General features: G+C 43.8%; 27 protein-coding genes. 18 read left to right on the top strand and 9 right to left on the bottom strand.

What is annotated here, in order from left to right:
• Positions 1-64: 64 nt before the first annotated feature.
• The 5 genes from ADP71_RS03200 to ADP71_RS03180 all read left to right on the top strand — a co-directional run bounded on the left by ADP71_RS03200 (position 65) and on the right by ADP71_RS03180 (position 5,872).
• Positions 65-1,369, top strand: coding sequence for an MFS transporter (locus ADP71_RS03200; protein ID WP_104931490.1), 1,305 nt, complete (start codon positions 65-67; stop codon positions 1,367-1,369).
• On the top strand, positions 1,366-2,694 hold the full coding sequence (locus ADP71_RS03195; RefSeq protein ID WP_019958653.1) for a TolC family outer membrane protein: 1,329 nt from the start codon (positions 1,366-1,368) through the stop codon (positions 2,692-2,694). Before ADP71_RS03200 ends, ADP71_RS03195 begins: the two co-directional genes overlap by 4 nt.
• A gap of 119 nt (positions 2,695-2,813) precedes the next feature.
• Complete coding sequence (locus tag ADP71_RS03190; RefSeq protein ID WP_026353600.1) at positions 2,814-3,389, top strand: anthranilate synthase component II; 576 nt, start codon at positions 2,814-2,816, stop codon at positions 3,387-3,389.
• Positions 3,390-3,439: 50 nt separating this feature from the next.
• Entirely contained in the window at positions 3,440-4,477 is a 1,038-nt protein-coding gene (trpD, locus tag ADP71_RS03185; protein WP_019958651.1) for an anthranilate phosphoribosyltransferase, read from the top strand.
• A 3-nt stretch (positions 4,478-4,480) separates the two neighbouring features.
• Positions 4,481-5,872 (top strand): phosphomannomutase/phosphoglucomutase, encoded by a 1,392-nt coding sequence (locus tag ADP71_RS03180; RefSeq protein WP_019958650.1) that lies wholly within the window; start codon positions 4,481-4,483, stop codon positions 5,870-5,872.
• 76 nt (positions 5,873-5,948) lie between these two features.
• Here ADP71_RS03180 and ADP71_RS03175 read toward each other — a convergent pair whose 3' ends face one another.
• Complete coding sequence (locus ADP71_RS03175) at positions 5,949-6,614, bottom strand: hypothetical protein (RefSeq protein WP_104931489.1); 666 nt, start codon at positions 6,612-6,614, stop codon at positions 5,949-5,951.
• Positions 6,615-6,755: 141 nt separating this feature from the next.
• Here ADP71_RS03175 and ADP71_RS03170 point away from each other — a divergent pair, with 141 nt between their 5' ends.
• From ADP71_RS03170 to ADP71_RS03160, 3 genes are read left to right on the top strand one after another with little or no spacing between them, the layout of a single operon-like run.
• Complete coding sequence (locus tag ADP71_RS03170) at positions 6,756-7,112, top strand: ArsC family reductase (RefSeq protein ID WP_019958648.1); 357 nt, start codon at positions 6,756-6,758, stop codon at positions 7,110-7,112.
• Positions 7,109-7,822 (top strand): hypothetical protein, encoded by a 714-nt coding sequence (locus ADP71_RS03165; protein WP_171460883.1) that lies wholly within the window; start codon positions 7,109-7,111, stop codon positions 7,820-7,822. The genes ADP71_RS03170 and ADP71_RS03165 overlap by 4 nt, the downstream gene beginning before the upstream one ends.
• Positions 7,823-7,858: 36 nt before the next feature.
• Positions 7,859-8,152 carry a hypothetical protein gene (locus tag ADP71_RS03160; protein ID WP_019958646.1) on the top strand — a complete coding sequence of 98 codons (294 nt, stop codon included), beginning with the start codon at positions 7,859-7,861 and terminating at the stop codon, positions 8,150-8,152.
• A 74-nt stretch (positions 8,153-8,226) separates the two neighbouring features.
• Here ADP71_RS03160 and ADP71_RS03155 read toward each other — a convergent pair whose 3' ends face one another.
• Genes ADP71_RS03155 through dapF form a run of 3 tightly spaced genes read right to left on the bottom strand, consistent with a single transcriptional unit; the run spans position 8,227 to position 10,285 of the window.
• On the bottom strand, positions 8,227-8,820 hold the full coding sequence (locus ADP71_RS03155; RefSeq protein ID WP_104931485.1) for a hypothetical protein: 594 nt from the start codon (positions 8,818-8,820) through the stop codon (positions 8,227-8,229).
• Positions 8,814-9,446, bottom strand: a complete 633-nt coding sequence (locus ADP71_RS03150) for a DUF484 family protein (RefSeq protein ID WP_104931484.1) — start codon at positions 9,444-9,446, stop codon at positions 8,814-8,816. The genes ADP71_RS03155 and ADP71_RS03150 overlap by 7 nt, the downstream gene beginning before the upstream one ends.
• Complete coding sequence (gene dapF, locus ADP71_RS03145; protein ID WP_104931483.1) at positions 9,443-10,285, bottom strand: diaminopimelate epimerase; 843 nt, start codon at positions 10,283-10,285, stop codon at positions 9,443-9,445. The genes ADP71_RS03150 and dapF overlap by 4 nt, the downstream gene beginning before the upstream one ends.
• 303 nt (positions 10,286-10,588) lie before the next feature.
• Here dapF and ADP71_RS03140 point away from each other — a divergent pair, with 303 nt between their 5' ends.
• Positions 10,589-11,842, top strand: coding sequence for an IS256 family transposase (locus ADP71_RS03140; protein ID WP_104931213.1), 1,254 nt, complete (start codon positions 10,589-10,591; stop codon positions 11,840-11,842).
• Between the two features lie 27 nt (positions 11,843-11,869).
• On the opposite strand, the gene rpoE is transcribed toward ADP71_RS03140, so the two are convergent.
• From rpoE to ADP71_RS03125, 3 genes are read right to left on the bottom strand one after another with little or no spacing between them, the layout of a single operon-like run.
• Complete coding sequence (rpoE, locus tag ADP71_RS03135) at positions 11,870-12,463, bottom strand: RNA polymerase sigma factor RpoE (RefSeq protein WP_104931482.1); 594 nt, start codon at positions 12,461-12,463, stop codon at positions 11,870-11,872.
• A gap of 46 nt (positions 12,464-12,509) precedes the next feature.
• Positions 12,510-13,856, bottom strand: a complete 1,347-nt coding sequence (gene tilS / locus ADP71_RS03130) for a tRNA lysidine(34) synthetase TilS (protein WP_171460882.1) — start codon at positions 13,854-13,856, stop codon at positions 12,510-12,512.
• Positions 13,843-14,802, bottom strand: coding sequence for an acetyl-CoA carboxylase carboxyltransferase subunit alpha (locus ADP71_RS03125; protein ID WP_019958638.1), 960 nt, complete (start codon positions 14,800-14,802; stop codon positions 13,843-13,845). The genes tilS and ADP71_RS03125 overlap by 14 nt, the downstream gene beginning before the upstream one ends.
• A 249-nt stretch (positions 14,803-15,051) precedes the next feature.
• On the opposite strand from ADP71_RS03125, the gene ADP71_RS03120 reads away from it, so the two are divergent.
• From ADP71_RS03120 to ADP71_RS03080, 9 genes are all read left to right on the top strand, one after another.
• Positions 15,052-15,441 carry an RNA-binding S4 domain-containing protein gene (locus ADP71_RS03120; RefSeq protein WP_019958637.1) on the top strand — a complete coding sequence of 130 codons (390 nt, stop codon included), beginning with the start codon at positions 15,052-15,054 and terminating at the stop codon, positions 15,439-15,441.
• An 87-nt stretch (positions 15,442-15,528) separates the two neighbouring features.
• Positions 15,529-18,981 carry a chromosome segregation protein SMC gene (smc, locus tag ADP71_RS03115; protein WP_104932363.1) on the top strand — a complete coding sequence of 1,151 codons (3,453 nt, stop codon included), beginning with the start codon at positions 15,529-15,531 and terminating at the stop codon, positions 18,979-18,981.
• A 117-nt stretch (positions 18,982-19,098) separates the two neighbouring features.
• Positions 19,099-19,785 (top strand): thiaminase II, encoded by a 687-nt coding sequence (gene tenA / locus ADP71_RS03110; RefSeq protein ID WP_019958635.1) that lies wholly within the window; start codon positions 19,099-19,101, stop codon positions 19,783-19,785.
• Positions 19,786-19,804: 19 nt separating this feature from the next.
• A complete protein-coding gene (locus tag ADP71_RS03105; protein ID WP_104931479.1) occupies positions 19,805-20,620 on the top strand; it encodes a hypothetical protein in 816 nt (271 codons plus the stop codon).
• A gap of 1 nt (position 20,621) precedes the next feature.
• Complete coding sequence (locus ADP71_RS03100) at positions 20,622-21,149, top strand: hypothetical protein (protein WP_019958633.1); 528 nt, start codon at positions 20,622-20,624, stop codon at positions 21,147-21,149.
• Between the two features lie 93 nt (positions 21,150-21,242).
• A complete protein-coding gene (locus tag ADP71_RS03095) occupies positions 21,243-21,902 on the top strand; it encodes a response regulator (RefSeq protein WP_019958632.1) in 660 nt (219 codons plus the stop codon).
• Complete coding sequence (locus ADP71_RS03090; RefSeq protein WP_104931478.1) at positions 21,881-23,290, top strand: sensor histidine kinase; 1,410 nt, start codon at positions 21,881-21,883, stop codon at positions 23,288-23,290. The genes ADP71_RS03095 and ADP71_RS03090 overlap by 22 nt, the downstream gene beginning before the upstream one ends.
• Positions 23,291-23,300: 10 nt before the next feature.
• On the top strand, positions 23,301-23,747 hold the full coding sequence (locus ADP71_RS03085; protein WP_104931477.1) for a hypothetical protein: 447 nt from the start codon (positions 23,301-23,303) through the stop codon (positions 23,745-23,747).
• A gap of 192 nt (positions 23,748-23,939) precedes the next feature.
• Positions 23,940-24,224 (top strand): hypothetical protein, encoded by a 285-nt coding sequence (locus tag ADP71_RS03080; RefSeq protein ID WP_019958629.1) that lies wholly within the window; start codon positions 23,940-23,942, stop codon positions 24,222-24,224.
• A 47-nt stretch (positions 24,225-24,271) separates the two neighbouring features.
• Here the strand turns inward: ADP71_RS03080 and ADP71_RS03075 are convergent, their stop codons facing one another.
• Together ADP71_RS03075 and ADP71_RS03070 are read right to left on the bottom strand one after the other, a co-directional pair.
• On the bottom strand, positions 24,272-25,801 hold the full coding sequence (locus tag ADP71_RS03075; RefSeq protein WP_104931476.1) for a helicase HerA-like domain-containing protein: 1,530 nt from the start codon (positions 25,799-25,801) through the stop codon (positions 24,272-24,274).
• Between the two features lies 1 nt (position 25,802).
• On the bottom strand, positions 25,803-26,459 hold the full coding sequence (locus ADP71_RS03070) for a TetR/AcrR family transcriptional regulator (protein ID WP_019958627.1): 657 nt from the start codon (positions 26,457-26,459) through the stop codon (positions 25,803-25,805).
• Positions 26,460-26,476: the final 17 nt, after the last annotated feature.

The following is a 26,476-nucleotide window of genomic DNA, read 5'->3' as shown; positions in this document are numbered from 1 at the left end:
TTGCATACTAAAACGACGCTCTTTAACCAAATCAACTTCATAAAAGAGTTTACAGGACGCCTTTATGTTTGAATTTGCCCGTACCCGCCGCTTTGCACCTTTGTTTGCCACCCAATTTTTGGGTGCATTCAATGACAATTTATTCAAAACCGCTTTGGTCACCCTCATCAGCTTTTACAGCTTGGGCAGTGATAGTGGTGTGCGTCCTGAAATTTTGGTCGCCATCAGTACGTTGCTGTTTGTTTTGCCCTATTTTTTGTTCTCATCCATTTCAGGACAAATGTCCACCCGTTGGAACAAAGCTACCTTGGCCAAAGCCACCAAAATTTGGGAAGTGCTGATTATGTTGGTGGCCGCTTATGGTTTTATCAACAACCAAATTTGGCTATTGATGGGCTGTTTGTTCATGATGGGCACACAATCAACCGTTTTTGGCCCTGTCAAATATGCCATTTTGCCTGAATACTTACCAAATAAAGAATTGCTCAACGGCAACAGCTTGATTGAAAGCGGCACGTTTTTAGCGATTTTATTGGGTCAAATTTTTGGTGCTTTGATGGTCGCAGGAGGCACATACGTGGTAGTCGCTGTGATTGTGTTGGTAGCGATATTGGGTACGGTGACCAGTTTTTACATGCCCGCTACACCACCGCAAAACCCTGCGCAAAAAGTTCAAATCAACATTGTTAGTTCGACTCGTGATTTGCTTCAACAAGCAGCCAGCATCAAACCGATTAAAACGGCCATCATCGGCATTTCATGGTTTTGGTTGGTCGGTTCGGTATATACCACGCAATTGTCGAGCTTTGCCAAAACCTATTTGGGTGACTCAGAAGCCTTGTTTTCCGTTTTATTGGCCATGTTTTCCATCGGCATTGGTATCGGTTCGATTTTGTGTGCCAAACTCAGCCACGGCCGTTTGAATTTGCGTGTGGTTTTATGGGGCGCGGCAGGTATGGCCATCAGCGGCGTGTTGTTTGCCGTACATACTTTTGGCTTACCACCTGCCAATCCTGATACCAGCATCTGGATATTTTTAAGCCAAGCCCAGAATTATTATTTATTGGGTTTGCTCACTTTAATGGGCTTTTTTGGTGGCTTTTTCTCAGTGCCTTTATACACTTGGTTACAAACTGCCAGCTCCGATGCTTTTCGTGCCCAAGCGGTTGCGGCCAACAATATCATCAACGGTTTGTTCATGGTGGCAGGTGCTTTAATCAGCTCGGTGGTCATTTTTGTTTTTGACAGTTTGGGCTTATTGTTTTTAATTTTGGCTTTGGGCAATATTGGCATCATTTATTTTTTAAGCCGTTTAAGCCCTGAAATGTTGGGCAACCATGCTGTAACAGACACACAGGCCAAACAATGAAATCTTTGTTTTATACTGGCTTATTCTTATTGAGTTTGCATACGCCTGCTTGGGCATTTGATTTACAGGACGCTTGGAATGCCGCGTTAAACCACGATGCTGGACATACAGCCAATGCCTATGCGCGTCAAGCTGCGCAAGAACAAACCACCCAAGCGCGTGCTTATTTATTGCCCTATGCCAGTTTGGGTGCCAATTACCAACGCAATAAACCGCTAGAGCCCAATGCCGATTCGTATAGCCAACACGGTTACAGCGTCCAAGCCACACAAACTTTGTTTGATGCAGGCAAATTGGCAGACTATCGCCAAAGCAAGATTGCGGTGCGTTTGGCAGATACACAATTTGATTTGTCTGAACAACAATTGCTGTTAGATGTCAGCCAAACGTATTTTGATGTTTTAACAGCGCATGACATGATTGCAGCGACAAATGCCTCCAAAGCTTCATACCAACGCCAATTAGACCAAGCCAAAACCATGTTTGATGTCGGTGCGGCAACGATAGTCGACACGCATGAAGCGCAAGCGGGTTTGGATGCAGCGCAAGTACAATGGCTCAATGCCCAACACAAATTGTCTGTGGCACAAGAAAAATTGCGCCATTTAACGGGTTTGAATCCTGAAGACATTCAAGTGTTACAAGCTGGCAAAGTGGCTCAAATTCTCCCTTTGCACACTTTGGCTTATTGGCAAGAGCAAGCACAAGCCAACAGCAGCAATATTGCCGCCAAAGCTTTGGCAGTGGAACAAGCGCAAGAAACGATTAAAAAAGCTTATGCACAAATGTATCCCAAAATTGAGTTACAGGCCGCTTATCAAGACCAACATCAACAAGCCTCTGCTGCTACTTTAGGTCAAGCCACCCACAATCGCGGTGCATCCATAGGCGTACAACTGAGTATGCCATTGTATGCTGGCGGTGGCATCAGCAGTTATCGCCGTCAAGTGGAATCTGAATTATTGCAACGCAAAGAAGAATTGCTTGCCGCTAAGCGTGAAATAGAATTGCAAGTGCGGGAGCGTTATTTGAATGTGCAAAACGGCTTGGCGCAAGTGAAAGCTTTGGAGCAATTGCTGTTAAGCAATCGCAAAAAATTAGAGTCTAGCCAATTAGGGCAACAAGTGGGTGTGCGCAGCAATTTGGATGTGGTGATGGCACAGCAAACCTATGCCGATGCCGAGCAGCAATTGGCAGCGGCACGTTATCAGTATTTGCAAGCGCAATTGGCCTTGGCTCAAAGTGCGGGTCAATTGCAAAGTGGCGCCACTTTGGCTCACATTAATCAAGCCATTTCCCAGCAAACGCTTCGCAAACAGCCCTAAATAATGGCATAATCAGAACGCCTCTTATGAGGCGTTTATTATTTTATGTTGATTGAAACAATGGTTTTAACCTTGCACCATCAACCTCCGTACAACGCTTTGACAGGTAGACAGGCATCATGCTGCTGATGATTGATAATTACGACAGTTTCACCTATAACATCGTGCAATATTTGGCGCAACTGGGACAAGAAGTGGTTGTCAAGCGCAATGATGAAATCAGTTTGGACGACATCAGCGCCCTGAATCCAGATTATTTGCTCATCGGTCCCGGTCCATGTGACCCGCAACAAGCAGGCATTTCTTTGGCAGCCATCCGCCATTTTGCTGGTCAAATTCCGATTTTAGGTGTGTGTTTGGGACATCAATCCATAGGCGAGGCTTTTGGCGGACGCATTGTGCGTGCCAAAACCTTGATGCATGGCAAAATTTCAGCCGTACACCACACCGACAGCGGTGTGTTCGCCACTTTAAACAACCCTGTCAATTGCACCCGCTACCACAGTTTAGTGATTGAAAAAGACAGTTTGCCAGCCTGCTTAGAAATCACCGCTTGGACAGACGATGGTGAAATCATGGGCGTGCGCCATAAAACTTTGGCCATAGAAGGCGTACAATTCCATCCTGAAGCGTTGTTAACTGAATCGGGCCATCAAATGTTTGCCAATTTTTTAACCCAACACGCTACTGCTTGATTTTTTGACCACACGGCATCGTCCGTGTTTTTGCATTAAAAGGACCACACATGATTACGGCCACCGAGGCTTTGAACCGCTTGATTGATCAAAATGAATTGTTCTACGACGAAATGACCGATTTGATGCGTCAAATCATGTCGGGACAATTGCCTGCCGAAGTGGTTGCAGCTTTGCTCATCGGATTGCGTATTAAGGTTGAAACCGTTTCGGAAATTACCGCTGCTGCCAATGTCATGCGTGAATTTGCTACCAAAGTGCCAACTCAAAACAAACAACATTTGGTTGATATTGTTGGCACAGGTGGCGACCAAGCCCATACTTTCAATATTTCGACCACTTCGATGTTTGTCGCCGCAGGCGCAGGCGCACGCATTGCCAAACATGGCGGTCGTGCCGTGTCTTCTTCTAGTGGTGCTGCGGACATCATCGAGCGCATGGGCGTGGCAATGACTTTGTCTTCTGAGCAAGTCGGTCGTTGTATTGATGAAATTGGCTTGGGTTTTATGTTTGCGCCGAATCATCACAGTGCGATGAAATATGTGGCTCCCGTGCGCAAGGCTTTGGGTGTGCGCACCATTTTCAATATTTTGGGTCCCTTAACCAATCCAGCCGATGCTCCCAACCAAGTTTTAGGTGTATTCCACCGCGATTTGGTCGGCATTTTGTCACGCGTGTCACAACAAATGGGACGTGAACATGTATTGGTGGTTACAGGTAGCGATGGCTTGGACGAATTGACCATCACCGGTAAAAGCCATATTGCCGAATTAAAAAATGGTCGTATCGAACAATACACGATTCATCCTGAAGATTTTGGCTTGGCGGTCATTGACGATTTGCGCCCTTTAAAAGCACAAACCGCAGAAGAGTCTTATGTCAAAATGAACAGCGTTTTAGATGGCGAAGCCAGTCCTTGTCGTGACATTGTGGTGTTGAATGCTGCAGCGACCTTAATTGCCGCCAATTTGGCTGATGGTTTTGAAAGCGGCGTGGCCATGGCACAAGCTGCCATCGACAATGGTAAAGCCAAACAAGCGCGTCAACAATTAATTGATTTTTCTCAGCAACTTGCTGCACAGGATTAACACATGAGCCCTACACCCACTTTAAACGCCGACATTTTCAAGGCGTATGACATTCGTGGTGTCGTCAATGAAACCTTGACCCAAGAAGCGGTATACCACATTGGTTTGGCCATCGCCCTCCGTGCACGCCAATTGGGTGTAAGCCATATTGCTGTCGGTCGTGATGGCCGTTTATCAGGTCCTGATTTGGTCAACAGTTTGGCAAACGCTTTACAGGACGGTGGTTTGAATGTGGTTGATGTTGGTATGGTCGCCACACCAATGTTGTATTTTGCAGCACATACTTTGACCCAAGGCTCAGGCATCATGGTCACAGGCAGCCACAATCCACCGCAATACAATGGTTTGAAAATGATGCTTGCAGGCACCACGTTGTCAGGTGATGCCATTCAAGATTTGTATCAATCTATTGTACAAGGCCAAGCCACTGCTCACCATGAGCGTGGACAATTGAGCCAAGCTGATGTCAGCGCCAATTACCAAGCACGCATCGTCAGCGACATCCAATTGTCTCGCCCCATGAAAATCGTCATTGATGCAGGCAATGGCGTTGCAGGCGCATTTGCAGGCGATTTGTACCGTGCTTTGGGTTGTGATGTGACCGAATTGTTTTGCGATGTTGATGGCACTTTCCCCAACCACCATCCCGACCCTGCCAAACCTGCCAACTTGCAAGATGTGATTGCCGCTTTGAAAGCAGGCGATGCTGAAATTGGCTTGGCTTTTGATGGCGATGGCGACCGCATTGGTGTGGTCACTAAAGACGGCAACATCATTTGGCCAGATCGCCAATTGATGCTGTATGCAGCCGATTTATTGCAACGTGAGCCGAATGCCAAAATCATTTACGATGTCAAATGCACCCGTTTGTTAGCGCCTTGGATTGAACAACATGGCGGTCAGCCGATTATCAGCCGCACAGGTCACAGCTTGATTAAAGCGGCGATGAAAGAACATGGCGCAGCTTTAGCGGGCGAAATGAGTGGACACACATTCTTCAAAGAGCGTTGGTTTGGTTTTGATGATGGTTTGTACACGGGCGCGCGTTTGTTGGAAATTTTATCCCAACACGATAATCCTAGTGCCATTTTGAATGCTTTGCCTGAGGCTTTGTCTACGCCTGAATTGAATATTGCCATGCCAAACGAAGGCGACAATCACCGCGTAGTGGCACAATTACAGCAACAAGCACAATTCCCACAATCGCAAACCATCATCGACATCGATGGCTTGCGGGTAGAATATGCACAAGGTTTTGGCTTGATTCGTGCCTCCAATACCACGCCTGTGTTGGTGTTGCGTTTTGAAGCTGAAACCGAGGCAGCTTTGGCAATGATACAAAACGAGTTCAGAGCCGTATTACAGCAAGCAGGCATTGAAGATTTGCCGTTTTAAAAATAGCGGTTAAAACAAAGCGTCCTGTAAACATTTACAGGACGCTTATCAATTGTCACGCTACCAAGACCCACATTCAAGGCTTAGGCGCAGACAATTCACGCACATCACGCCAACCTTTATCAGTGCGCACCAAAGTCGCCGTCAATTCATTGGGTTGTTCTAATTTTTGTTTCAATTCAGGCATGCCTTCTTTCATCAACTGCTTGGCAAAACCTTCTAATTTGTATTCAGGCTGATAACGCACTTGCGTGATGGTCATGCCATTGGCAGGTGTAGGCTCGGTGAACCAAGCGACTTTGTCTACTTTGACTTGACCCAAACACAAAGCATGACCTTGTGCTGTACCACGAAGGAATTGTTTTTTACCTTCTTCGGTCAATTGGTAGCTGCTCACAGGCACTTGTAAATCATTTCCTAACAAAGCTTTTTGTTCTTTTTTGCCTGCTTTTTCATACAAGCCAGCACGGGTCAAGACACGCAATTGTTTTTGAGCCGCTTCGTTGATGTCATCGCCATTCAAATTCTCAGTCGTGATGTGTATCCACTCATCACCCAAACCACCTTTAATCAAGTGCGCTGTATTGCCTGCTTGCTGTGCCAACAAGCCTTGCACAGGCACACAAAATGGATGGTCACGATTGTATTCATCGATGGCTTTGCTCAAATCACTCTTGCTAACACCATTACCCGAACAAGCAGCTAAAGTAGCCACCAAGCCTAAAGCGATCCAATATTTCATGTTTGTCCCTTAAAAAAGCCTATTTGATTTGCCTATATCATGACAAGAATGCTGCAGCCTCGCAAGCGACATTTTCAGTCTGACCCACTAATGTATTCTAAAAATCAGTTAAAATGGTATTTTGTTCACAAAGGCACTGTTATGTTGCATCTGTATGGTATTCCCAATTGCCAAACGGTTAAAAAAGCCCGTGTTTGGTTGGAAGAAAATGGCATTGAATATGTGTTTCACAATTTCAAAACCGAAGCACCCACAACCGAATTATTGCAATCATGGCTGCAAACCACCAATCTAGAAAGCTTGGTCAACAAACGTGGCACGACTTGGCGCAAATTGTCAGAAGACGAACAAGCTGCGTTACAAAACCCTGAAACAGCCATGGCTGTGTTGATTGCCAACAGTTCTGTCATCAAGCGTCCTGTAGCCGTTATTCCTGAAACACCCTTGATTTTAGGCTTTGATATCGATACTTACACGAATGCATTTGTAAAATTATGATTCAACATTTCATTTCCCAACTGAATTTAAGCATTGACAATGCACGCAATAATTTTTTGTTTATGAAATATTTGGCCGAACACATGGGCAAAATCGATGCCTTGTATTTGGTGGACAATATTTTTGATGTTTGGACGGGAGATGAAAACCGCCACCATGTGACGGAGGAGTTGATTACCGCATTGGCTGTCTTCACCCAACACACACCCGTTTTTATTCAAACTGGTTGGACTGATTTTTTATTAGGCGATGTTTTTGCACAGCGTACAGGCATCACTTTTTTACCACCTGTGGCAAAGATTGCTCATCTTGATGAAACCATTTTATTGGTTTCGAATACTATTTTAAGTATATGGCATCCTCAATACCAACAATTGCGCCAAGAGTTACTCCAACAAAAATCGATCAGTTTGTCCCCCAAGCAGCAACTCATACTCGCTCAAAACATCCAACAAGCAGCAGCCCTTCCTCACACTCAAGCTGAAAATACGACCATTCAAACTTTATTGCAACATAATGGTATGGATTTTGCTTATAATCGAACCATCCTATTTGGTCATACAGGTAGCTTCTTAGCAGAATCAACCATTTGGCATAAAAAATCAACCACTTGGTATGACTTACCACATTGGCAGCAAGACCATGGTATTTATTTAGTATTGTCTGATACTGAACAAAAACTCATGTTAGATAGCTCTGCTAGAATCTAACGACTCTCTCCAATCACTTTCATATATTGAGCGATCATGGCTTCTACTATCTTAGAAATATTACAAACACGGGTTCAAACTTTAGGCAATAATATCGTGAAAACCGAATCTAAAATCAGCCTAATTCAAGAACAACTGCAACAAAATCAAATCCATCTCACCCAAGCACAGCAAGATGGTGATTTAACTTTGATACGTGAATGCTTAAGCAAGCAACAAATTTTACAAGAAGCCATCCCACCCTTGCAAAAAACATTGGCCAACATTCAAAAAAGCCACCGCTTATTTGAACGCCAATTGCAACAAAACTCTGTTGCCTTAACCAAATAATCTTATGTCAATATCCCAACTCATATAAAAATCCACCTATAAATAGGTGGATTTAATGTCTTCCCAAACCATCATTAACGCAAATAACGCAATAAATCATCCAAAACATACACACTCACAGCCATCAGCCCGACCAAAAAGGAAATTTGAATCTGGCTAATGGTCAAATAATGTACAGGCTTAGCACGCATACGAGCAACCAATGCAAACATTCCCATAATCAACCACTGTATCAAAATCCAATATACAGGCTGCAAAAAATACAGCTGCAACAAACCCATTAAAACATATGGACTTAACCCCTCAGGATGTTGGTACAAAGCAGCAGCCATAGGAATCAGCCAAGCCAGATGCAGCGTCATACCTGTTAAAGCCAAATACATTAAATAAGGTGAACAAGGCGGTTCTGCATAAAAAACACGAGTTGCAGCATGATAACGCCAATGATTGACAAAGAAAAACAAGCTACCTAAAGAAATCCACAAAGGCAATAAATGCAGAAATAAAATAGCATGGTGGTATACAAAGCCAGGCAACACACTGGCCAATAACCAAATAGAGCCCATTCCTAAGCCTATTGTGGCCAACATCCATTGTGTATGACCATTGGTATGCGCATAGTAAAAAAACAAGCCTGCATAAATAAAAATGACCACTGTGCTTAACATAACACCGTAACACCCATGATTCTGGCCAAAGCAGCACCTAAAACTTGCACATATGCTTCAAGATAAGTCGTGTCTAATTGAGTATTAAAATAATCCTGTTGATCAGATGCCACCACCCACATACCCAAAGTATGACCTTGATAGACAATCGGCAAAACCAAAAAACTAGCATGATTGTGCTCAAACCAATTACTCATACTATTAGGCAAATGCGAGTAAGCGCGTACCTCATTCAAATGAACCACCATATCCATTTGCAAATGACGCGGTACAGGACGCTTATTACATGGTGCGAACAGTTTCAATGCATGGGCTGGAAAATCCAAAGATTCAAACAACAAAACATCCAAAACCGATTCTATTGCCTGATAACCATTAGCTCGTGCAAGATGTGCAGCACTGTCCCACAATAAATAAGACAATTTTTCATTCATACGCAAAGCCGCTAACCATTGCTGCTGCCGTTGGCTCAAAATATCATTCTCAACTTTGGCTTTGACCAGTTGCGCTTCACGAAAATCTTTCACCTTAGCACGAACTGACACCTGCAAATCCTCTTGCTGAGCAAGCCAATCGGGATTTGCAGCCAAATAATCAATGACTTGCTTTTCAGTCAATTCACTCAATATGTCAATACCCCACTGTAAACTTCAGCCGCAGGACCTGTCATCAATACCGACTCTCCTTCTTGCCATTGAATGGTCAGCGTACCTCCTGGCAAGTTAACCAACACGTTTTGATTCAATAAACCATGACGTATACCAGCAACCGCCGCCGCACAAGCACCTGTACCACACGCTTGCGTTTCACCAACACCACGCTCAAATACACGCAAATTGATTTCATCACGCGAAACAATCTCTGCAAAACCCACATTCACTTTTTGTGGAAATTGTGCGTGTGATTCAATTGCTTCGCCCAAAACACTCACTGGTGCTTTGCGAATATCATCTACCAATAAAACTGCGTGAGGATTGCCCATATTGACACAACTGATAGTGACCGTATCAGTACGAACAATCAAAACATGAGCCATAGCATCGTGATCAGTAGGGCTGCTTGGAACATAAGGAATTTCTTCAGGCGCAAAATGTGGTTTGCCCATGTCTACGGTAATTTGCCCATCTTCCAATACATGCAAAACAATGATGCCACGCATGGTTTCTACCATGACAGATTTTTTATCTGTCAAACCATGTTCTGTCACATATTTAGCAAAACAACGCGCACCATTACCACACTGCTCGACTTCACTGCCGTCAGCATTAAAAATACGGTATTTAAAATCACAGCGTTCATTGCTAGAAGGCTCAATCACCAATAATTGATCAAAACCAACGCCTGTATGACGATTAGCCCATGCTTGAATGTTCGCAGCTGTCCATGAAATAGGCTCTTTGGTTGCATCCACAACCAAAAAGTCATTGCCCAAGCCATGCATTTTGGTAAATTTCAATGTATTCATACGTCACTTCTACTTTCATTCATCATTAGATTCATTGTGTCACAAACCAGCACTCTATTATAGTATCTAAATCCAAATTCATATGCCACCTACTTATAACAATAATACACGACTCATAACGTAAATAAGATGCTCCTAATTCCATATCAGAAGCATCTTATTTTCATTTTCAAGAACACCATTACGCTACCAGCGGCGATTCTCGAGCTATAGTCATTTCTGGTGTATGACGAACAAATGAAGAAGGCGTATCCTGTTGATTGATTTCCGACCAAAGATTTCAACCAACAAAAGGAATACGCCATGACTGATTCTAACCCAAATGCATTCGTACAACCACAGCAAACATTCAATGACCCATTGACCGATTTGCTGCGTCAGGGAGCCAGGGAGTTGATTGCCAAAGCAGTTGAAACCGAATTGCAGATTTTGCTGGAGCAACACTCACCCAAGAAACTTCCCGATGGTCGCCAAGCATTGGTCAGAAATGGTTATTTGCCGGAACGAACAGTGCAGACTGGCATTGGTGATGTACAGGTGAAAGTGCCGAAGGTACGAGATCGCAGTGGTGACGGTGTGTGTTTCAACAGTCAATTGTTGCCGCCTTATTTGAAACGTACCAAAAGCATCGAAGAATTGCTGCCATGGCTGTATTTGAAAGGCATTTCCACAGGTGACCACCAACAAGCTTTGGCGGCTGTATTGGGAGAGCAGGCCAAAGGCTTGTCAGCCAATACCATCAGTCGTTTGAAGCAACATTGGACGGACGAACATCGGCAATGGAGCCAGCGGGATTTAAAGGGCAAACGCTATGTGTATTGGTGGGCCGATGGCATTTACAGCAATGTGCGATTGGACGATAGACTGTGTTTGCTGGTCATCATTGGTGTGACTGATCAAGGACATAAAGAGTTGGTGGCGGTTGAAGATGGTTATCGGGAATCTGAAGTCAGTTGGTCAGAAGTGTTGATAGGCTTGCGTTTGAGGGGTTTGGAAACCAGTCCAAAATTGGCGGTCGGCGATGGTGCGTTGGGCTTTTGGAATGCCATGGCCAAGTCTTATCCAGACACCAAACATCAGCGCTGTTGGGTGCACAAAACGGCCAATGTGTTGGCAGCCGTACCCAAATCGGTACAAGGCAAATTGCGAGAGGCTTTGAAAGAAATTTGGATGGCCGAAACCAAAGAAAGTGCAGAACAAGCCTTCAAACAAACAGTGGCTCGCTTTGGTGACAAATACCCCAAAGCCATTAACAAACTGGTGAAGGATGAAGAAGAGTTATTGGCATTCTATGACTTTCCAAATGTGCATTGGACGCACATCCGCACCACCAACCCGATTGAATCCACGTTTGCTACCGTACGATTGCGTAGTAAGCGGGCTAAAAACTGCGGTTCCAGAGAAACCACTTTGGCGATGGTGTACAAATTATTGGAAACGGCCCAAAAGCGTTGGCGCCGGATTCAAGGATTCAACTTATTGACCTTGGTGGTCAACAACGTCATCTTCAAAGATGGCAAGCAGGAAGACGAGCAATCAACAGAGAAAGCGGCCTGAATGCCATACACCAGATTTGACAATAACTCAGCGATTCTCGGTCGTGTCTAACAATGGTCTTAAATCAGCGGCAATCACTTCTCGCGCTCGGAAAATACGGGAACGTACAGTTCCAATAGGACATGCCATCACCGAGGCAATTTCTTCATACGACAAACCATCTATTTCTCGCAAGGTAATCGCACGACGCAAATCTTCTGGCAATTTCGCCACAGCACTTTCCACCGTTTCCAAAATCTGACGGTTCATTAATTCTGCTTCTGGTGTTAAATCATCGGCAATTTGTTCTGCCACATCCAACACCTCACCATCACTATTGGCAATATCACTGGAAGTAATGGGACGTTTATTAGAGTTGGCTAAGAAATTCTTCGCAGTATTGATACTGATACGATATAGCCATGTATAAAATGCACTTTCTCCGCGAAAACTGGGTAAAGCACGATAAGCTTTGATAAAAGATTCTTGTACCACATCGTTTACTTCATGTTCATCTTTTATAAAGCGTGAGAACAAACGTGCCAAGCGACGTTGGTATTTCACCACCAGTAACTCAAACGCATGGTGATCGCCCTGTTGCGCTTTTTCAACCAGCTGCTGATCTATTTCTCGATCTTCCATGAGCACTCACTTACAAGAGATTAAAAGTCAAATAAATTCCAATGAATTAATTCGGTTGTATTAAATACAAGTCTAAAAAAGACAAATATTCATTCCATATTGGAAACTGCCGTAGCATCTCACCATCTTGTATTTTTGCTGCCCATACTTGATGGCTACCTTCACTCAAAATCCAACAAGGCCATTCTTCTATAACAAACAAAGGGATTTTTTTTGCCTTCAAAACCTTCATCAATTTATTCAAAGTAATCTCATCAGTGATTGAGCGAACTTTGGATAATGGCAACAACGCTACTCCATATTTTCGTAAAGAACTGCAATGATTAGTATTGTCGAACTGTTTTAAGAATGCAAGTGCTAATTGGAGCTTATCTTGTTCATTGATAAATGAGTTCTCAAAAAAATCAAATAATTGTTTAAATTGCCCCTGTTGTTGCTCACCCCAAGCATATAATCTGCCTCGGTCTGCTTTAACTTGATTACATCCTAATGATATTTGATGCCGAGTAGTAGGAGAATGCGCTAATTCAGCTAAAAAATGGTTTAATTTGGCTTTACTCCAAGTACTTAGCTGATAATGTGTTGCAAATAATAATAATTGTTGTTCTTGTCGCGGGATACTCAAGCTGAGCATTTTATTAATACTGAAAACTTTTTCTGAAAAAATATATTTCCAATCTTGCTCTTGTATCTCATTTAATACAGATAATTCTTGCTGACGCTGATAAATCCCTGCCAATATTTTTTTATTAGTGTATGCATCATACAAATTCAATTGGGGTAAAACTGTCTTTCTCAACCAATTTCTGGTGTATGACTCATCTGCGTTACTTGGATCATTAACATACGCCAAATTTTCTTCTAATGCATATTGTTCTAAATCGCTCTTAGAAAGATTTAAAAACGGTCGCCACAACTGAACAGCTGCATTTAAAGGTCTCCAAGCTGGCATGGCCGCTAAGGCACGCAAACCGCCACCGCGTAAAAATGCCAATAATGCCGTCTCCACCTGATCATCGCTGTGGTGTGCCAAAACCACCACATCTGCCGAGGTTTTCGCAAAAGCCTGATACCTTGCCATTCTTGCAGCAGCTTCTATACCCAATTTCGCTACTTGCTCCACTTTTACATTCTCAATGCGTAAATTAATTTGCAAACGCTCACACAAACGCTCACAAAAGCTTACCCATTCTCCTGATATCAGCTGTAACTGGTGGTTCACATGAACGGCAGAAATATGCCAATTCATAGTGTCTTTCAAAGAGGCTAAAACATGTAATAAAACGACCGAGTCCAAACCGCCACTTAAAGCCACTTCCAAATGAAAATGGTCAGAACCATTAGGCTCTGACCATGAATTGACAATGGCTGCTTGTAATTTATTTTTCAGCATACGTACCATAAGCCATAATGCGATCAAAACGCACCGTTAATAAATCCGCCATAGGCATGTCTTGTGCCTGACGCAATTGCTCTACTATCACACTTTTGACATTGCGCATGATTTCAGGGAAATTGCGATGTGCACCACCCAAAGGCTCATCAATCACACGATCGACCAAATTCAATTCATGCAAACGCTTAGCGGTAATACCCAAAGCTTGAGCTGCATCGGCCGCTTTTTCTGCCGTTTTCCACAAGATGGATGCACAACCTTCAGGAGAAATCACTGAATAAGTTGAATATTGCAACATATTGACTTTGTCGCCCACAGCAATAGCCAACGCACCACCAGAACCACCTTCACCAATGACCGTACAAATCACAGGCACACGCAATGTAGTCATTTCATACAAATTTCGACCAATCGCTTCAGATTGACCTCGTTCTTCTGCACCAATCCCAGGATAAGCGCCCGGAGTGTCAATAAAAGTAATGACTGGCAAGCCGAATTTTTCAGCCAATTTCATCAAACGCAACGCTTTGCGATAACCCTCAGGTTTAGGCATGCCGAAATTACGATAAATCTTTTCTTTGGTATCACGGCCTTTTTGGTGACCAATGACCATCACAGATTGACCGTTCAAGCGTGCCAAACCGCCAACAATGGCAGGATCATCTGCAAATGCACGATCGCCATGTAACTCTTGGAAATCGGTAAAAATATGCTGGATGTAATCTAATGTATAAGGACGTTGGGCATGACGAGACACTTGCGATACTTGAACAGGTGTCAATTTCGCAAAAATGTTTTTGGTCAGCTCATCGCTTTTCTTTTGTAAGCGTTTGATTTCTTCAGAAATATCAACTACGGAATCGTCCTGAACAAAACGCAACTCTTCAATCTTTTGGCTTAATTCTGCAATCGGTTGCTCAAAATCCAAAAATACTTGCTTCATGCAGTGGTATCCATGTGTCGTAAATTATCAATTATCATACGCTATCTTATTCTTAGGTGCAGCTGTTTTGCATCGTGATTGATGCAAAGCAACATTCAAATCCTTAAAATTCAGCGCATCTTGCATTATCGCATAGCCATTCTAGGTTTAAAATACAAATACTAACTATGACTACTCATTATTCACTGTGATATTCATTGATTGCATACAAACACAGTACAATAACTTGGCATCATTAAGGAAAACATCATGAGTGACATCAATACCATGCGTTTGGATAAATGGCTATGGGCAGCCCGTTTTTTCAAAACCCGTGCCTTGGCGCAAAAACACATTGAACTGGGACGCATCAAAGTCAACAACGAGCGCATTAAAAACAGCAAATACATCGTTGTAGGCGATGTGGTGGACATGAATTTGAACAGCTTGCCCCACCGTTTGACCATCAAAGGCTTGAATATGCAGCGTCGTCCTGCGCCCGAAGCACGTTTGTTATACGAAGAAGATGCTGAAACCATCGCCAAACGTGAGCACATGAAATTGCTCAATCAAGCTGCGGACATGCAAACTTATTATCCCGAAGGTCGCCCGACCAAACGCGACCGTCGTCAAATCGACAAATTCAAACAAGATTGGTAAACCCAAGCGTCCTGTAAACGTTTACAGGACGCTTAAAGCTTGTTTTCCGTTACAATGCCTGTTTTGTTTCATTGGCAATCGGGCAATATGCGTCTTACCCATATCAAATTGGCAGGTTTTAAATCTTTTGTAGATCCGACCACTTTACACGTTCCGGGTCAATTGGTTGCAGTCATGGGACCTAATGGTTGCGGTAAAAGCAACGTCATCGATGCTGTGCGCTGGGTTTTAGGCGAAGCGTCTGCCAAACAATTGCGTGGCGAATCGATGCAAGATGTGATTTTCAATGGTGCTACCACCCGCAAAGCGGTGTCTCGTGCTGCCGTAGAATTGGTATTTGACAACAGCGATGGGCGTTTACAGGGCGCTTTTGGACAATATACTGAAATTGCCATCAAACGGGTGTTAACTCGCCAAGGACAATCAACGTATTACATCAACAACCAAGTGGTGCGACGCCGAGACATTACCGATTTGTTTTTAGGTACGGGCGTGGGTGCGCGTGGTTATGCGGTGATTGAGCAAGGCATGATTTCACGCATCATCGAAGCACGTCCTGAAGAATTGCGTGCCCACATCGAAGAAGCCGCAGGCGTATCCAAATACAAAGAACGCCGCAAAGAAACCGCCACCCGTTTAAAAGACACCACCGAACACTTGCAGCGTTTGGCAGACATTCAATCGGAATTGAACATTCAAGTCAACAAACTGAACACCCAAGCCCAAACCGCTGCCCAATACCAAGACTTGTCTGCCGACTTACAGCACCAACAAAATCACATGGATTTCATCCGTTACCGTGAAGCCGAAGCTTCATGGCAACAAGCGCATCAAGCACAACAAGATTTGCAAACACAATTGGATATCAGCCAAACACAAGCGCAGCAATTGTCAGATGATTTATACCAATTGCAAATCAACGAACAAGTCGCACAACAACATATCCACACCTTGACCGAGCAACGCACCATCAAGCGTGAGCAAGCGACACGTTTGGAAATGCAAATCCAACACCTCCAAACCAACCATGAGCGCATTATTCGAGAACAAGAACAAGCATCTGAACAATTGCAACACATTGAAATGGAGCGAAGCAATTTAATCGCCTCTGCCGAAGAAGCGCACATTGAGCTAGAAGAATTACAATATTCACACGAACAATGGCAAATGCAGCTAGAGCAATTGCAAGACACTCAACCACAGCAACAACATGCCAGCGAAGATTTAGAACAAGCGTGGCAACACCAACAAACCACGCTGCACCGCTTAGAACGTGAATTGGCATTATTGACACAACAGCAACAACACCAGCGCCAACAACAGCAACAGTGGCAACAGCGCCAACAACAATTGCTGCAACACCAACAAGCCTTAGATTTACCGACAACAAGCAGCTTACAGGACGCTCAAGAGCGAGTGGCATTGTTGCAAGAACAGGTTTTAGAAGCTGAAAATCTGATATTACAACATGAAGATGCACAACAAAGCTTACAGGACGCTTTAAAACAAGCACAACAACAAGCGCAACATTGTCAGCAACAAATCATTGCCATCGAAGCCAAACAACAAACCATTCGTGCATTATTGCCCAATGTGTCCAACACGATGTCGGACGATTCACAAATTTTGTGGCAACACATGGAAGTGTCTGAAGTTTGGGTACATGCCGTGCAAACGCTGTTGCGAGAACGCCAACATTGTCGCAGCCATGCACCACACATGGTATCCGATCAGCCTAACGCCATCAGTTGGCTGAATATGCCTGATGACTTGCCCGATGCTGCGATACTGCCTGACAGTTTGGCGCATGTGATTCATACCCACGCCACCTTCACTCCTGCGATTGCCTATTGGTTTGGTCATATCCGCTGCGCTCCTGATTTGGAAACTGCTTTGGCGCAACAATCGCAATTGCAAGCTCATGAAGCTTTCATCACGCCACAAGCTTGGTGGATCGATGCGGTGAGTGTGCAAGCCTTAGCACAAGAAAGCGAAGCTTTGCTAGAACACCAAGCACAACTGCATGCCTTGGCAACGCAATGGCAACAATGGCAACCGCAAACAGACCAAGCACAAAACATTGTCTTGCAACTGCAACAAGATTTAGACACACAACAACAGCAATACAAACAAGCCCAAACGCAACACAAACAATGGCATGAGCAATTGCGTTTGGCTCATACCGAAGCGACTCAGTTATTAGAACGCACGCAGCAAGTACAACTGCGCCACAATCAAATTGAACAAGAATTGGCACAGTTGCAACTCTCTTTGAATCAAAATGAACAAGAGCACAATCAAAGACAAACTCAGATTCATGAGTTACAGGACGCTCAAGAACAATTAAATCTAGAATTAACGCAGTTATCAGAACAACGTGAAAGCCAACAACACCACCAACAACAATTGCATTTGCAAATATTGGAAGTGCAACGCCAACAAGGTTTGGTGGCTTTGGAATTGCAAAAAAGACAACAGCAAAACCAACACATTCAGCAACGTTTACAGCAATTGATGCAGCAACAACAACATTGGAGCGAGCGCCAGCAAAGTTTGGCTTTGCAATTTGACGATGATGCCAATACCGATTTGTTACACACACAATGGCAAGCATGTTTGCTGCAAATCGACACTTTGGAAGAACACATTCAAAGCGAGCAACAGCACAACCAACAACATGTCGCCACACGACAACAGTTGCAGCAACAACAGCAACAATTGGACACACAATTGCCGCAGCAACGAGCACAATTGCAACAACAATTGTTATTGCAACAACAAGCGCAATGGAATCAAGAGCGTTATTTGGAGCAGCTGCAACAACGTGGTGCCCTTTTGAAAGATTTGATTGATTTGCCTGTGGTCAGCTTGGCACCACTGCAACAAGCCATTGTGCGTTTGAACCAACAATTACAAGCTTTGGGTCCTGTCAATTTGGCCGCTTTGCAAGAGTTGGAACAAGCGCAAGAGCGTTGTGATTATTACCAAAATCAACGTGAAGATGTGGAACAAGCCATGGCTTTACTCAATGATGCGATGGCGCAAATTGACACCGAAACCAAAAATTTGTTTGAGCAAACATTCCATGCAGTGAACGAACACATGCAAGCGTTTTTCCCGACTTTGTTTGGCGGTGGGCAAGCGAGCTTGAAATTGGTGGGCGAAGACATGCTCGAAGCTGGCGTGGCGATTATGGCGCAACCACCGGGCAAGAAAAATTCGACCATTCATTTGCTCTCAGGTGGAGAAAAAGCCTTGACGGCAATGTCATTGGTATTTGCACTGTTTAGTCTCAATCCTGCACCGTTTTGTTTGCTTGATGAAGTCGATGCGCCTTTGGACGATGCCAATACCGCACGTTTTTGTCGTTTGGTTGAAAAAATGAGCCAACAAACACAATTTTTATACATTTCTCACAACCGCTTGACCATGGAAATGGCGGAACAATTAATCGGTGTGACGATGCAAGAAAAAGGTGTATCACGCATTGTCGATGTCGATATCAAGCAAGCAATGGCTTTGACCGAGCAAACCATTTAGAGTCCCATTAGGCTTGTTTTTTATTCAAACTGAATTTAAAGTTTGCACTTTAAGCGTCCTGTAAAGTTTACAGGACGCTTTTTAACAAGCTGTGTGTTTTATTAAGGAAACATAAAGATGTCATTTACCCAAGACGTTTGGCAACGCAATCACGCGTTATACCAAGCCACAGTCCAGCATCCATTCAACCAAGAATTGGCCGCAGGCACACTGAGTCGTGAGGCATTTATTCATTATGTCATTCAAGATGCGCATTATTTGCTCGCTTATGGTCGGGCTTTGGCAGTGATTGGTGCGAAAGCTTATGATGCGGATTCTGTGATTCAATTTACCGAAGCGGCCAAATTGGCCATCATCGTTGAGCGCAGTTTGCACGATGGTTTTATGGCGGATTTTGGCATCAGCAAAGAAGATTTCGAAGCCGCACCTTTGAGCCAAGCTTGCCACCATTACACTTCATTTTTACAAGCGACCGCTTGGGCAGAAAGCTATCCGGTGGCGTTGGCGGCAGTGTTGCCATGTTATTGGGTGTATGCACAAGTGGGCAATGACATTGTCGATCAATCGGTCGCCAACAATCCTTATCAAAAATGGGTCGATACTTATGTCAGCGATGAGTTTCAGGACGCTGTGACCAAAGTTTTGGCCACCATTGATGCTTTGGCAGAACAAGCCGATGCGGCGACAGTCGAAAAAATGCATGCAGCTTACACTCGTGGCGCTGAATTGGAATGGGTATTTTGGGATTCGGCTTATCGTTGTGAACAATGGCCTTTGTTACAGGACGCTTTGAAACCAGCTTAATCACCTTAAAGGAAATACCATGCCGTTTGCTGCCAAACACAATCCTTTACAGATATGGCTGCACCAACGCTATGCCCAACATTCCGATTTCCGATATTTGAAGATTCAATGTCAGGATGAACAAGGTTTGTTTTGGCACAAACGGCATTTATACCAACAAAAACCCAATCAAGTTTTCCAAGCCAAATTTGTCAAACGCATAGATTACAACGACATCGACAACATCCACATTGCCCGTATCGATGGCAATTTGGCACCACCATGGTTACTGTATCCACAGCCTTGGCGTGATGGTTTGTTGCTGGCTTGTGTGGGTATTTTATTGGTCATGTTGATGGTATGGCTATTGCGCTTTATGCCTGCCTCGACCATGCCATGGCTTTATCCTGTGTTATTGAGCATGGTGTTTTTCAGGACGCATGAGCAATTGCTACAAACTTTATTGACCTATCACCAAGCTTCGCTGCCCCAACATGCTTCTTTATTGCACCCTCCTCGTTGGCTCAAATGGCTGTTACGTTTGGCTTTGTTCACCTTGCTGTTCATGGGTATGGGCATCCCGATTACGATATGGTTACAAACTTTAGAACGAGCCACCTTGATGACGACAATGGGCTACGGTATGGCTTATTTGATTGCCATCAGCGTGGCAGATATTTGGCTCAACCACCGCTTGCGGCAACGCCACCCTACTCAAGCAGCACATTATTTTGTGTTGCAACTGCATTTATTCGATGATCATCGGGTGGATTTTGCGTATGCCCAAGATGAAGCTGTGTTGCAACAATTAAGGCAACACTTACACCAGCAACATCCACGTTTACAGGCCGCTTGACATGTTAAAACTCAAAGCCAAAGACAATGTGTTGGCGATGTTTTTAAGACAGCAAAATCTGCCTGAACGTGAGCTGAATTTTTTAAAGTCTTGTGGCAGCGATAACCTGAGCGTGTATCTGCATAATATGTATTTGACTGACTTAATACATATCCAATCCACCAGTATCCAAACCATTCACAAACGCTTGCGTGACTTCAAAAGCATGACGCCGTGGCAATTTTTCCTGTTGTGGATAATGATATTTGCCCAATTTTTCCCCATTCATTTATGGTCGCACATACAACCGTATTTGCCTGATGGTTTTCAGACTTATCTTTGGACTTTAGTAGCCATTTATCTGTGTGCTGAGGTGCTGGTTTGGTTTATCAAACAGCGTCAACATCCGCAAACACATTACCAATTGACGCTGCACACCCGCTTTGGTGAACAATATGTGTTTGCCAAAGCAGAATCCAAAGACACTTTGTTGCTGCTAGAAGCTTGGTTACAAAACCACCCGTCCCACTCGAAAACTTCTGTCAACTAAACATTTCCAACCTTAACGCCACCAACATCGACCCATCATTCACGATGTGAAATAATACGCCTCAACCATTCTCATAACGAAGAATACAAATACATGCGCATTTTATTAGTTGAAGACGATTTAATGATAGGACAAGCCGTTTACGAAGGCTTGCAACAACAAGCTTATGCGGTGGATTGGGTCAAAGATGGCGAAGCGGCTTTACTGGCTTTGAGCACACATGAATACGATGTGGGTGTGTTTGACATAGGATTACCAAAAAAAAATGGCTTACAAGTGCTGGCGGCACTGCGCGGACAACGCTCTAGTTTGCCTGTGTTATTACTCACAGCACGCGACACCGTGGACGACCGCATTACCGGTTTAGACACAGGTGCCGATGATTACTTGGTCAAACCATTTGAAATGAAAGAATTGCTCGCGCGCATTCGCGCCATCAGTCGTCGTCGTCAAGGCAATGCTGAACCCATTTTGGACAATGGCGTCCTGAAACTCAATCCTGCAACCAAAGAAGTACAACGCGATGACAAAACCACCCGTTTGTCCTCACGCGAATTTGCCTTATTGCTTGCATTGATGCAACAAGCAGGCACGATTTTGTCACGCAGCGATTTAGAAGAACGCATTTACGGTTGGAATGAAGAAGTCGAAAGCAATGCAATCGAATTTCTGATTCACAGCTTACGTAAAAAATTAGGCAGTGACAGCATTAAAAATGTGAGAGGTTTGGGATGGTTCGTCGCCAAGGCTTAGGCCAATCGTTACAATTTCGCTTGGCATTGATTATCAGCATCGTCTTGCTCATCATTGCGGTAGTGGTCAGCGTGTGGTCGTTTCAGCGCACTTACAACCGCATTCAATATTTCCAAGACCGCAGCATGCAAACTTTGGTGTCTATGGTGCAAGACGACAATGTGTCTTTGGTCGATGCCGATGATACCAGCACCACCACTACCCCTCATCATGCTAACCCGACTTCATCTGCGCATAAAAGTTTGCCACAACCGCCTATTAATCAGTTAGCACCGCCACACGAGCAGCAAACCATCATCGACACTGTCGACAATCCCGATTTGGCTTTGTTATTTGACTATCCAAATGTCAATCAATACTTAATGGCTTTACCCGATGGTTTTCATGATTTACAAGGCAAAGACGATACTTGGCGTGCCTATTTACTCACGCAAACCGACCAACGGGTTATTGTGGCACAACCGTCTGGCTTTCGTGATGAAATGGCCCGCAAAAGTGCTTGGCAAGCATTGATTCCTTTATTGCTATTGCTGCCTTTATTGATTGCTGCTGTTTATATTACAGTCTATCAAGTGTTCAAACCTTTGCGCCAACTGACACAAGACCTTGCCAATGTGGAACATTTACAAGCACCCTCTTTGTCTGAACGCTCGATTCCCAACGAATTGCAGCCCTTTACCCACGCTGTTGACGACTTGTTTTTGCGTTTGAATGATGCCATGCAATTGAATCGGCGTTTGATTGCCAATGCCGCTCACCAATTGCGTACACCCTTAACAGCTTTGAGCTTACAAGCAGAACAATTGCAACAAGCCACCCATTCATCGGAACGATTTACCGAGCAATTGCATCAATTACAACAAGGCATCCATCGCCAACGGGATTTGGTGGTGAAATTATTGGATTTAGCACGTAGCGAAGAGGTTTTAACCCAACAAAAACCTCAGCCCTTGTCTGTCATCGATGAGGTTACCGCCGTCATGCAGCAATGTTTACCCATTGCCATGCATAAAAACATTGATTTGGGCGTCACCCATTTGGACAATATGCCTTTGGCGATGAGTCGATTGGATTTTCAAACCTTATTGCAAAATTTGGTTGAAAATGCGGTTCATTACACGCATGAAGATGGTCAAGTCGATGTCGCTGTTTGGCAAGAAGCACAAGACATTGTGTTACAAGTGAGCGACAATGGCATTGGTATTGATGATGCACACAAAGACATGGTTTGGGATGCTTTTTACCGTGTCGAAGACAACCGCCAAAACAGCACGGGTTTGGGTTTGGCCATTGTCAAAAATTTGGTAGAACGCTACCATGGTCGCATCTATTTAGAAGACAATCACCCACAAGGCTTGATTGTCACTGCCCGTTTTTCCATTGATTGAGAGAATATGTATGACCCAATTAGTTGATGAACAGACCGTCATTTGGCGTTTACATGCCGATAAATTAATGTGGATACGCGATAATGGCACACATACTGCCATGGTCGGTTTTCAAATGACCGCCTCTTGGTTTAACAACACACCACCTAACTCTTTGGATATCGAATATGCTATTCAACTGATTGAAGATGGTTTATTGCCGTTAAAACAAGAAAGTTTTGCTGTCACAGACTGGCTCACCGATGACAAAATATTTGAACAACTGAGCTTGCGCATCAACCACACCAAACACATTAGTCGTGATGAGTTGGAAGCTTATTTCCAAAATCTCACTCAACAACTCAATCGCTCTGTGTTTAGCCAACATCCATTGACCAAACAAGAGATTGCTTATGTATTGGTTTTGCGTGAAGCGATGTTTCATTTGGATGTGTTACACATGCGTTTTTTAGGCTGACTTTATTACAAAAATTAACAATTTGCTAAGTATGGTCTAAGTCTTGTTTCTTATACTGTTTCACAAATGAACCACGCTTCCAACACAACGTGGCTCATTGAGTAGTATCGCAATACGGCAAGCAGACTCCCTGACAGACAGTTTGCTTGCCGTTTGCCTTTCTTTATTGCATTTGCATATGGATATCCGCGGATGAAATTCATTTGGTTATTTTGTTTGAGTATTGTATTGACCAGTACTGCAGCGTGGGCAGATGCGCCAACGGCTCAAATGTCGCCTAAGATACCATCTTATTCAGAAGCCAATCCCAGCACGGATGACTCTTCTACACCAGCGAAAAAAATATATCGCAGCAAAAAACTGCGCATTCACAAATACGACGGCACACATCGTTCTCATAAAGACAAGCCACACCGCCTTAAAAATGATGTGAAGCGTCCTGAAAAAAACCCTCAATCACCTCCCGAACAACCATAAAATAAGCATCCTGTAATCATTACAGGACGCTTATTAAGTATATTTCATCATTTGCCCTTGATGATGCCCATAATTGTGCGACTAATACTTTTGCTGACTTGATTGGAAATGGAATGTCCCAATTGCGCGCCAATTTTATTGCTCATACTCGCTTGGCTTTTGCGCCGCCCACCCAATAATCCTGTTAACAGCCCATCTAATAAACCAGGCTCTTCTGCTGCTGGTTGCGGCTTTTGTTGCTCAGTGGCTATGGTGTTTTGTGTCATCTCTTTTGCTTGAGCTGCTGCCGCTACTTGCCCCTCTTCATAAGCCAAAATAGCCTCATACGCAGAATAACGATCCACACTGGTTTGATAAGCAGCATATAAATCATCATTTTGAATGTGTGACACGATATCGTTTTCAGTTTTAGGTGGCAATGCGCTGCTTGGTGGGAAAATCAAAGCGCGCTGTACAGGTGTAGGCATGCCTTTTTCATCTAAAAATGATACCAAAGCTTCGCCCGTTGCCAACTCTGAAATGGCTTGAGTCACATTTAAATGGGGATTGCTGCGAAATGTTTCTGCTGCGGCTTTCACCGCTTTTTGATCTCGTGGCATGAATGCCCACAACGCGTGTTGAACCCGATTGCCCAATTGTCCCAAAATGGTATCAGGCAAATCCAATGGGTTTTGCGTGACAAAATACACGCCCACACCTTTAGAACGAATCAAGCGCACCACTTGCTCCACTTGTTGCAATAAAGCAGGCTCTGCTTGATCAAAGAGCAAATGGGCTTCATCAAAAAACAAAACCAATTTCGGCTGCGGCAAATCGCCCACTTCAGGTAAACGCTCAAACAACTCTGCCAATAACCACAATAAAAATGCACTGAAAATGCGGGGCGAACGCATCAAACGCTCACCTTGTAAAATATTGATGATGCCTTGTGTGCCCTCTGTTTGCAACAAATCATCCAAGTTGATATCAGGCTCGCCAAAGAGTAAATCTGCCCCATCTTGTTCTAATTGCAACAATTGACGCTGTATCGCACCCACGCTGGCAGCAGACACATTGCCATAAGTGGCACGAAAATCCTTAGCATGCTCAGACACATATTTGAGCATGCCACGCAAATCTTTCAAATCAATCAAATGCCAAGCTTTGTCATCAGCCACTTTGAACACCAAGCTCAACAATCCCGATTGGGTATCATTCAAGCTGAGTAAATGTGACAATAACACAGGTCCCATTTCAGAAATGGTGATGCGTACAGCCAAGCCTTTTTGCGCAAACACATCCCAATAACGCACAGGAAAACCATGCAAATAAGCGTCCTGTAAATCAAATTCTTGCATGCGTTTGGCAACAAAGCCACTGTTTTCACCAGCATCTGCAATACCTGACAAATCGCCTTTGACATCCAATAAAAAAACCGGAATGCCAGCATCGCTGAAGCATTCCGCCATTTTTCGTAAAGTCACTGTTTTGCCCGTGCCTGTTGCGCCTGCAATCAAACCATGTCGATTGGCCATCTTGGGAATCAAGCCCAAATCATGTTGTTCCGCATTTTTGGCAATGGCAAACAATTCGTTCATTTCATTGAAGTTCCATTCGTTGTTGTAACACAGACAAACCATCATGATATTGGTTCATGAATTCTTCATGTACATAAGGACGCAATAGATTGAATACCTGTACCAAACCACGTACTTTGGATTTTTCATCCAATTGATGGTGATTCAAAGAACCATCAAACACAAACCAATAACGGCAAATTAACCAAATATTCAAGGCCAAAACATCGACATCCAAAACCTCACCACGCAAAGCACCGCTGCGTACCAAATGATTCAAGTGCTTGTGTATCATCGGTGAAACTTGTTTCCAAGTGAAATTTTGATACTCACCTGACAATTCGCTGTTGCGCATGAGTAAGGTGTTCACATCGGCAAACAAAAAGCGGTAACGCCACATCACATCAAAGACTTCTAAGAAATAATCCACCATGCCCGTCATGTCTTCTGGCGTTTCATTGCGACTGAGTATTTCAGTCAATTCCGAACGATAACGCTTGAACAATTGTAAAATGATTTCATCTTTATTGCGAAAATGATAATACAAATTACCTGGACTAATACTTAAATGTGCTGCAATATGATTGGTACTGATTTTGCGCTCACCTTCCGTATTGAACAACTCCAAACTCGCATCCACAATACGGTCATAAGTGTTTCGTTTGCCTTGCTTCGCCATGAATACAACCTTTTAAT

Origin of the sequence: Vitreoscilla sp. C1 (genome assembly GCF_002951955.2) — a bacterium.
In the GTDB taxonomy this organism is placed as follows: Bacteria; Pseudomonadota; Gammaproteobacteria; order Burkholderiales; family Neisseriaceae; genus Vitreoscilla; species Vitreoscilla stercoraria.
This window is presented reverse-complemented; position numbering and strand designations above follow the sequence as displayed.

Excerpts from the sequence above, each read along its gene's own strand:
- ADP71_RS03200 (WP_104931490.1), top strand. The coding sequence starts at position 65 with ATGTTTGAATTTGCCCGTACCCGCCGCTTTGCACCTTTGTTTGCCACC.
- ADP71_RS03195 (WP_019958653.1), top strand. The coding sequence starts at position 1,366 with ATGAAATCTTTGTTTTATACTGGCTTATTCTTATTGAGTTTGCATACG.
- ADP71_RS03190 (WP_026353600.1), top strand. The coding sequence starts at position 2,814 with ATGCTGCTGATGATTGATAATTACGACAGTTTCACCTATAACATCGTG.
- trpD (WP_019958651.1), top strand. The coding sequence starts at position 3,440 with ATGATTACGGCCACCGAGGCTTTGAACCGCTTGATTGATCAAAATGAA.
- ADP71_RS03180 (WP_019958650.1), top strand. The coding sequence starts at position 4,481 with ATGAGCCCTACACCCACTTTAAACGCCGACATTTTCAAGGCGTATGAC.
- ADP71_RS03175 (WP_104931489.1), bottom strand. The coding sequence starts at position 6,614 with ATGAAATATTGGATCGCTTTAGGCTTGGTGGCTACTTTAGCTGCTTGT.
- ADP71_RS03170 (WP_019958648.1), top strand. The coding sequence starts at position 6,756 with ATGTTGCATCTGTATGGTATTCCCAATTGCCAAACGGTTAAAAAAGCC.
- ADP71_RS03165 (WP_171460883.1), top strand. The coding sequence starts at position 7,109 with ATGATTCAACATTTCATTTCCCAACTGAATTTAAGCATTGACAATGCA.
- ADP71_RS03160 (WP_019958646.1), top strand. The coding sequence starts at position 7,859 with ATGGCTTCTACTATCTTAGAAATATTACAAACACGGGTTCAAACTTTA.
- ADP71_RS03155 (WP_104931485.1), bottom strand. The coding sequence starts at position 8,820 with ATGTTAAGCACAGTGGTCATTTTTATTTATGCAGGCTTGTTTTTTTAC.
- dapF (WP_104931483.1), bottom strand. The coding sequence starts at position 10,285 with ATGAATACATTGAAATTTACCAAAATGCATGGCTTGGGCAATGACTTT.
- ADP71_RS03140 (WP_104931213.1), top strand. The coding sequence starts at position 10,589 with ATGACTGATTCTAACCCAAATGCATTCGTACAACCACAGCAAACATTC.
- rpoE (WP_104931482.1), bottom strand. The coding sequence starts at position 12,463 with ATGGAAGATCGAGAAATAGATCAGCAGCTGGTTGAAAAAGCGCAACAG.
- tilS (WP_171460882.1), bottom strand. The coding sequence starts at position 13,856 with ATGCTGAAAAATAAATTACAAGCAGCCATTGTCAATTCATGGTCAGAG.
- ADP71_RS03125 (WP_019958638.1), bottom strand. The coding sequence starts at position 14,802 with ATGAAGCAAGTATTTTTGGATTTTGAGCAACCGATTGCAGAATTAAGC.
- ADP71_RS03120 (WP_019958637.1), top strand. The coding sequence starts at position 15,052 with ATGAGTGACATCAATACCATGCGTTTGGATAAATGGCTATGGGCAGCC.
- smc (WP_104932363.1), top strand. The coding sequence starts at position 15,529 with ATGCGTCTTACCCATATCAAATTGGCAGGTTTTAAATCTTTTGTAGAT.
- tenA (WP_019958635.1), top strand. The coding sequence starts at position 19,099 with ATGTCATTTACCCAAGACGTTTGGCAACGCAATCACGCGTTATACCAA.
- ADP71_RS03105 (WP_104931479.1), top strand. The coding sequence starts at position 19,805 with ATGCCGTTTGCTGCCAAACACAATCCTTTACAGATATGGCTGCACCAA.
- ADP71_RS03100 (WP_019958633.1), top strand. The coding sequence starts at position 20,622 with ATGTTAAAACTCAAAGCCAAAGACAATGTGTTGGCGATGTTTTTAAGA.
- ADP71_RS03095 (WP_019958632.1), top strand. The coding sequence starts at position 21,243 with ATGCGCATTTTATTAGTTGAAGACGATTTAATGATAGGACAAGCCGTT.
- ADP71_RS03090 (WP_104931478.1), top strand. The coding sequence starts at position 21,881 with ATGGTTCGTCGCCAAGGCTTAGGCCAATCGTTACAATTTCGCTTGGCA.
- ADP71_RS03085 (WP_104931477.1), top strand. The coding sequence starts at position 23,301 with ATGACCCAATTAGTTGATGAACAGACCGTCATTTGGCGTTTACATGCC.
- ADP71_RS03080 (WP_019958629.1), top strand. The coding sequence starts at position 23,940 with ATGAAATTCATTTGGTTATTTTGTTTGAGTATTGTATTGACCAGTACT.
- ADP71_RS03075 (WP_104931476.1), bottom strand. The coding sequence starts at position 25,801 with ATGAACGAATTGTTTGCCATTGCCAAAAATGCGGAACAACATGATTTG.
- ADP71_RS03070 (WP_019958627.1), bottom strand. The coding sequence starts at position 26,459 with ATGGCGAAGCAAGGCAAACGAAACACTTATGACCGTATTGTGGATGCG.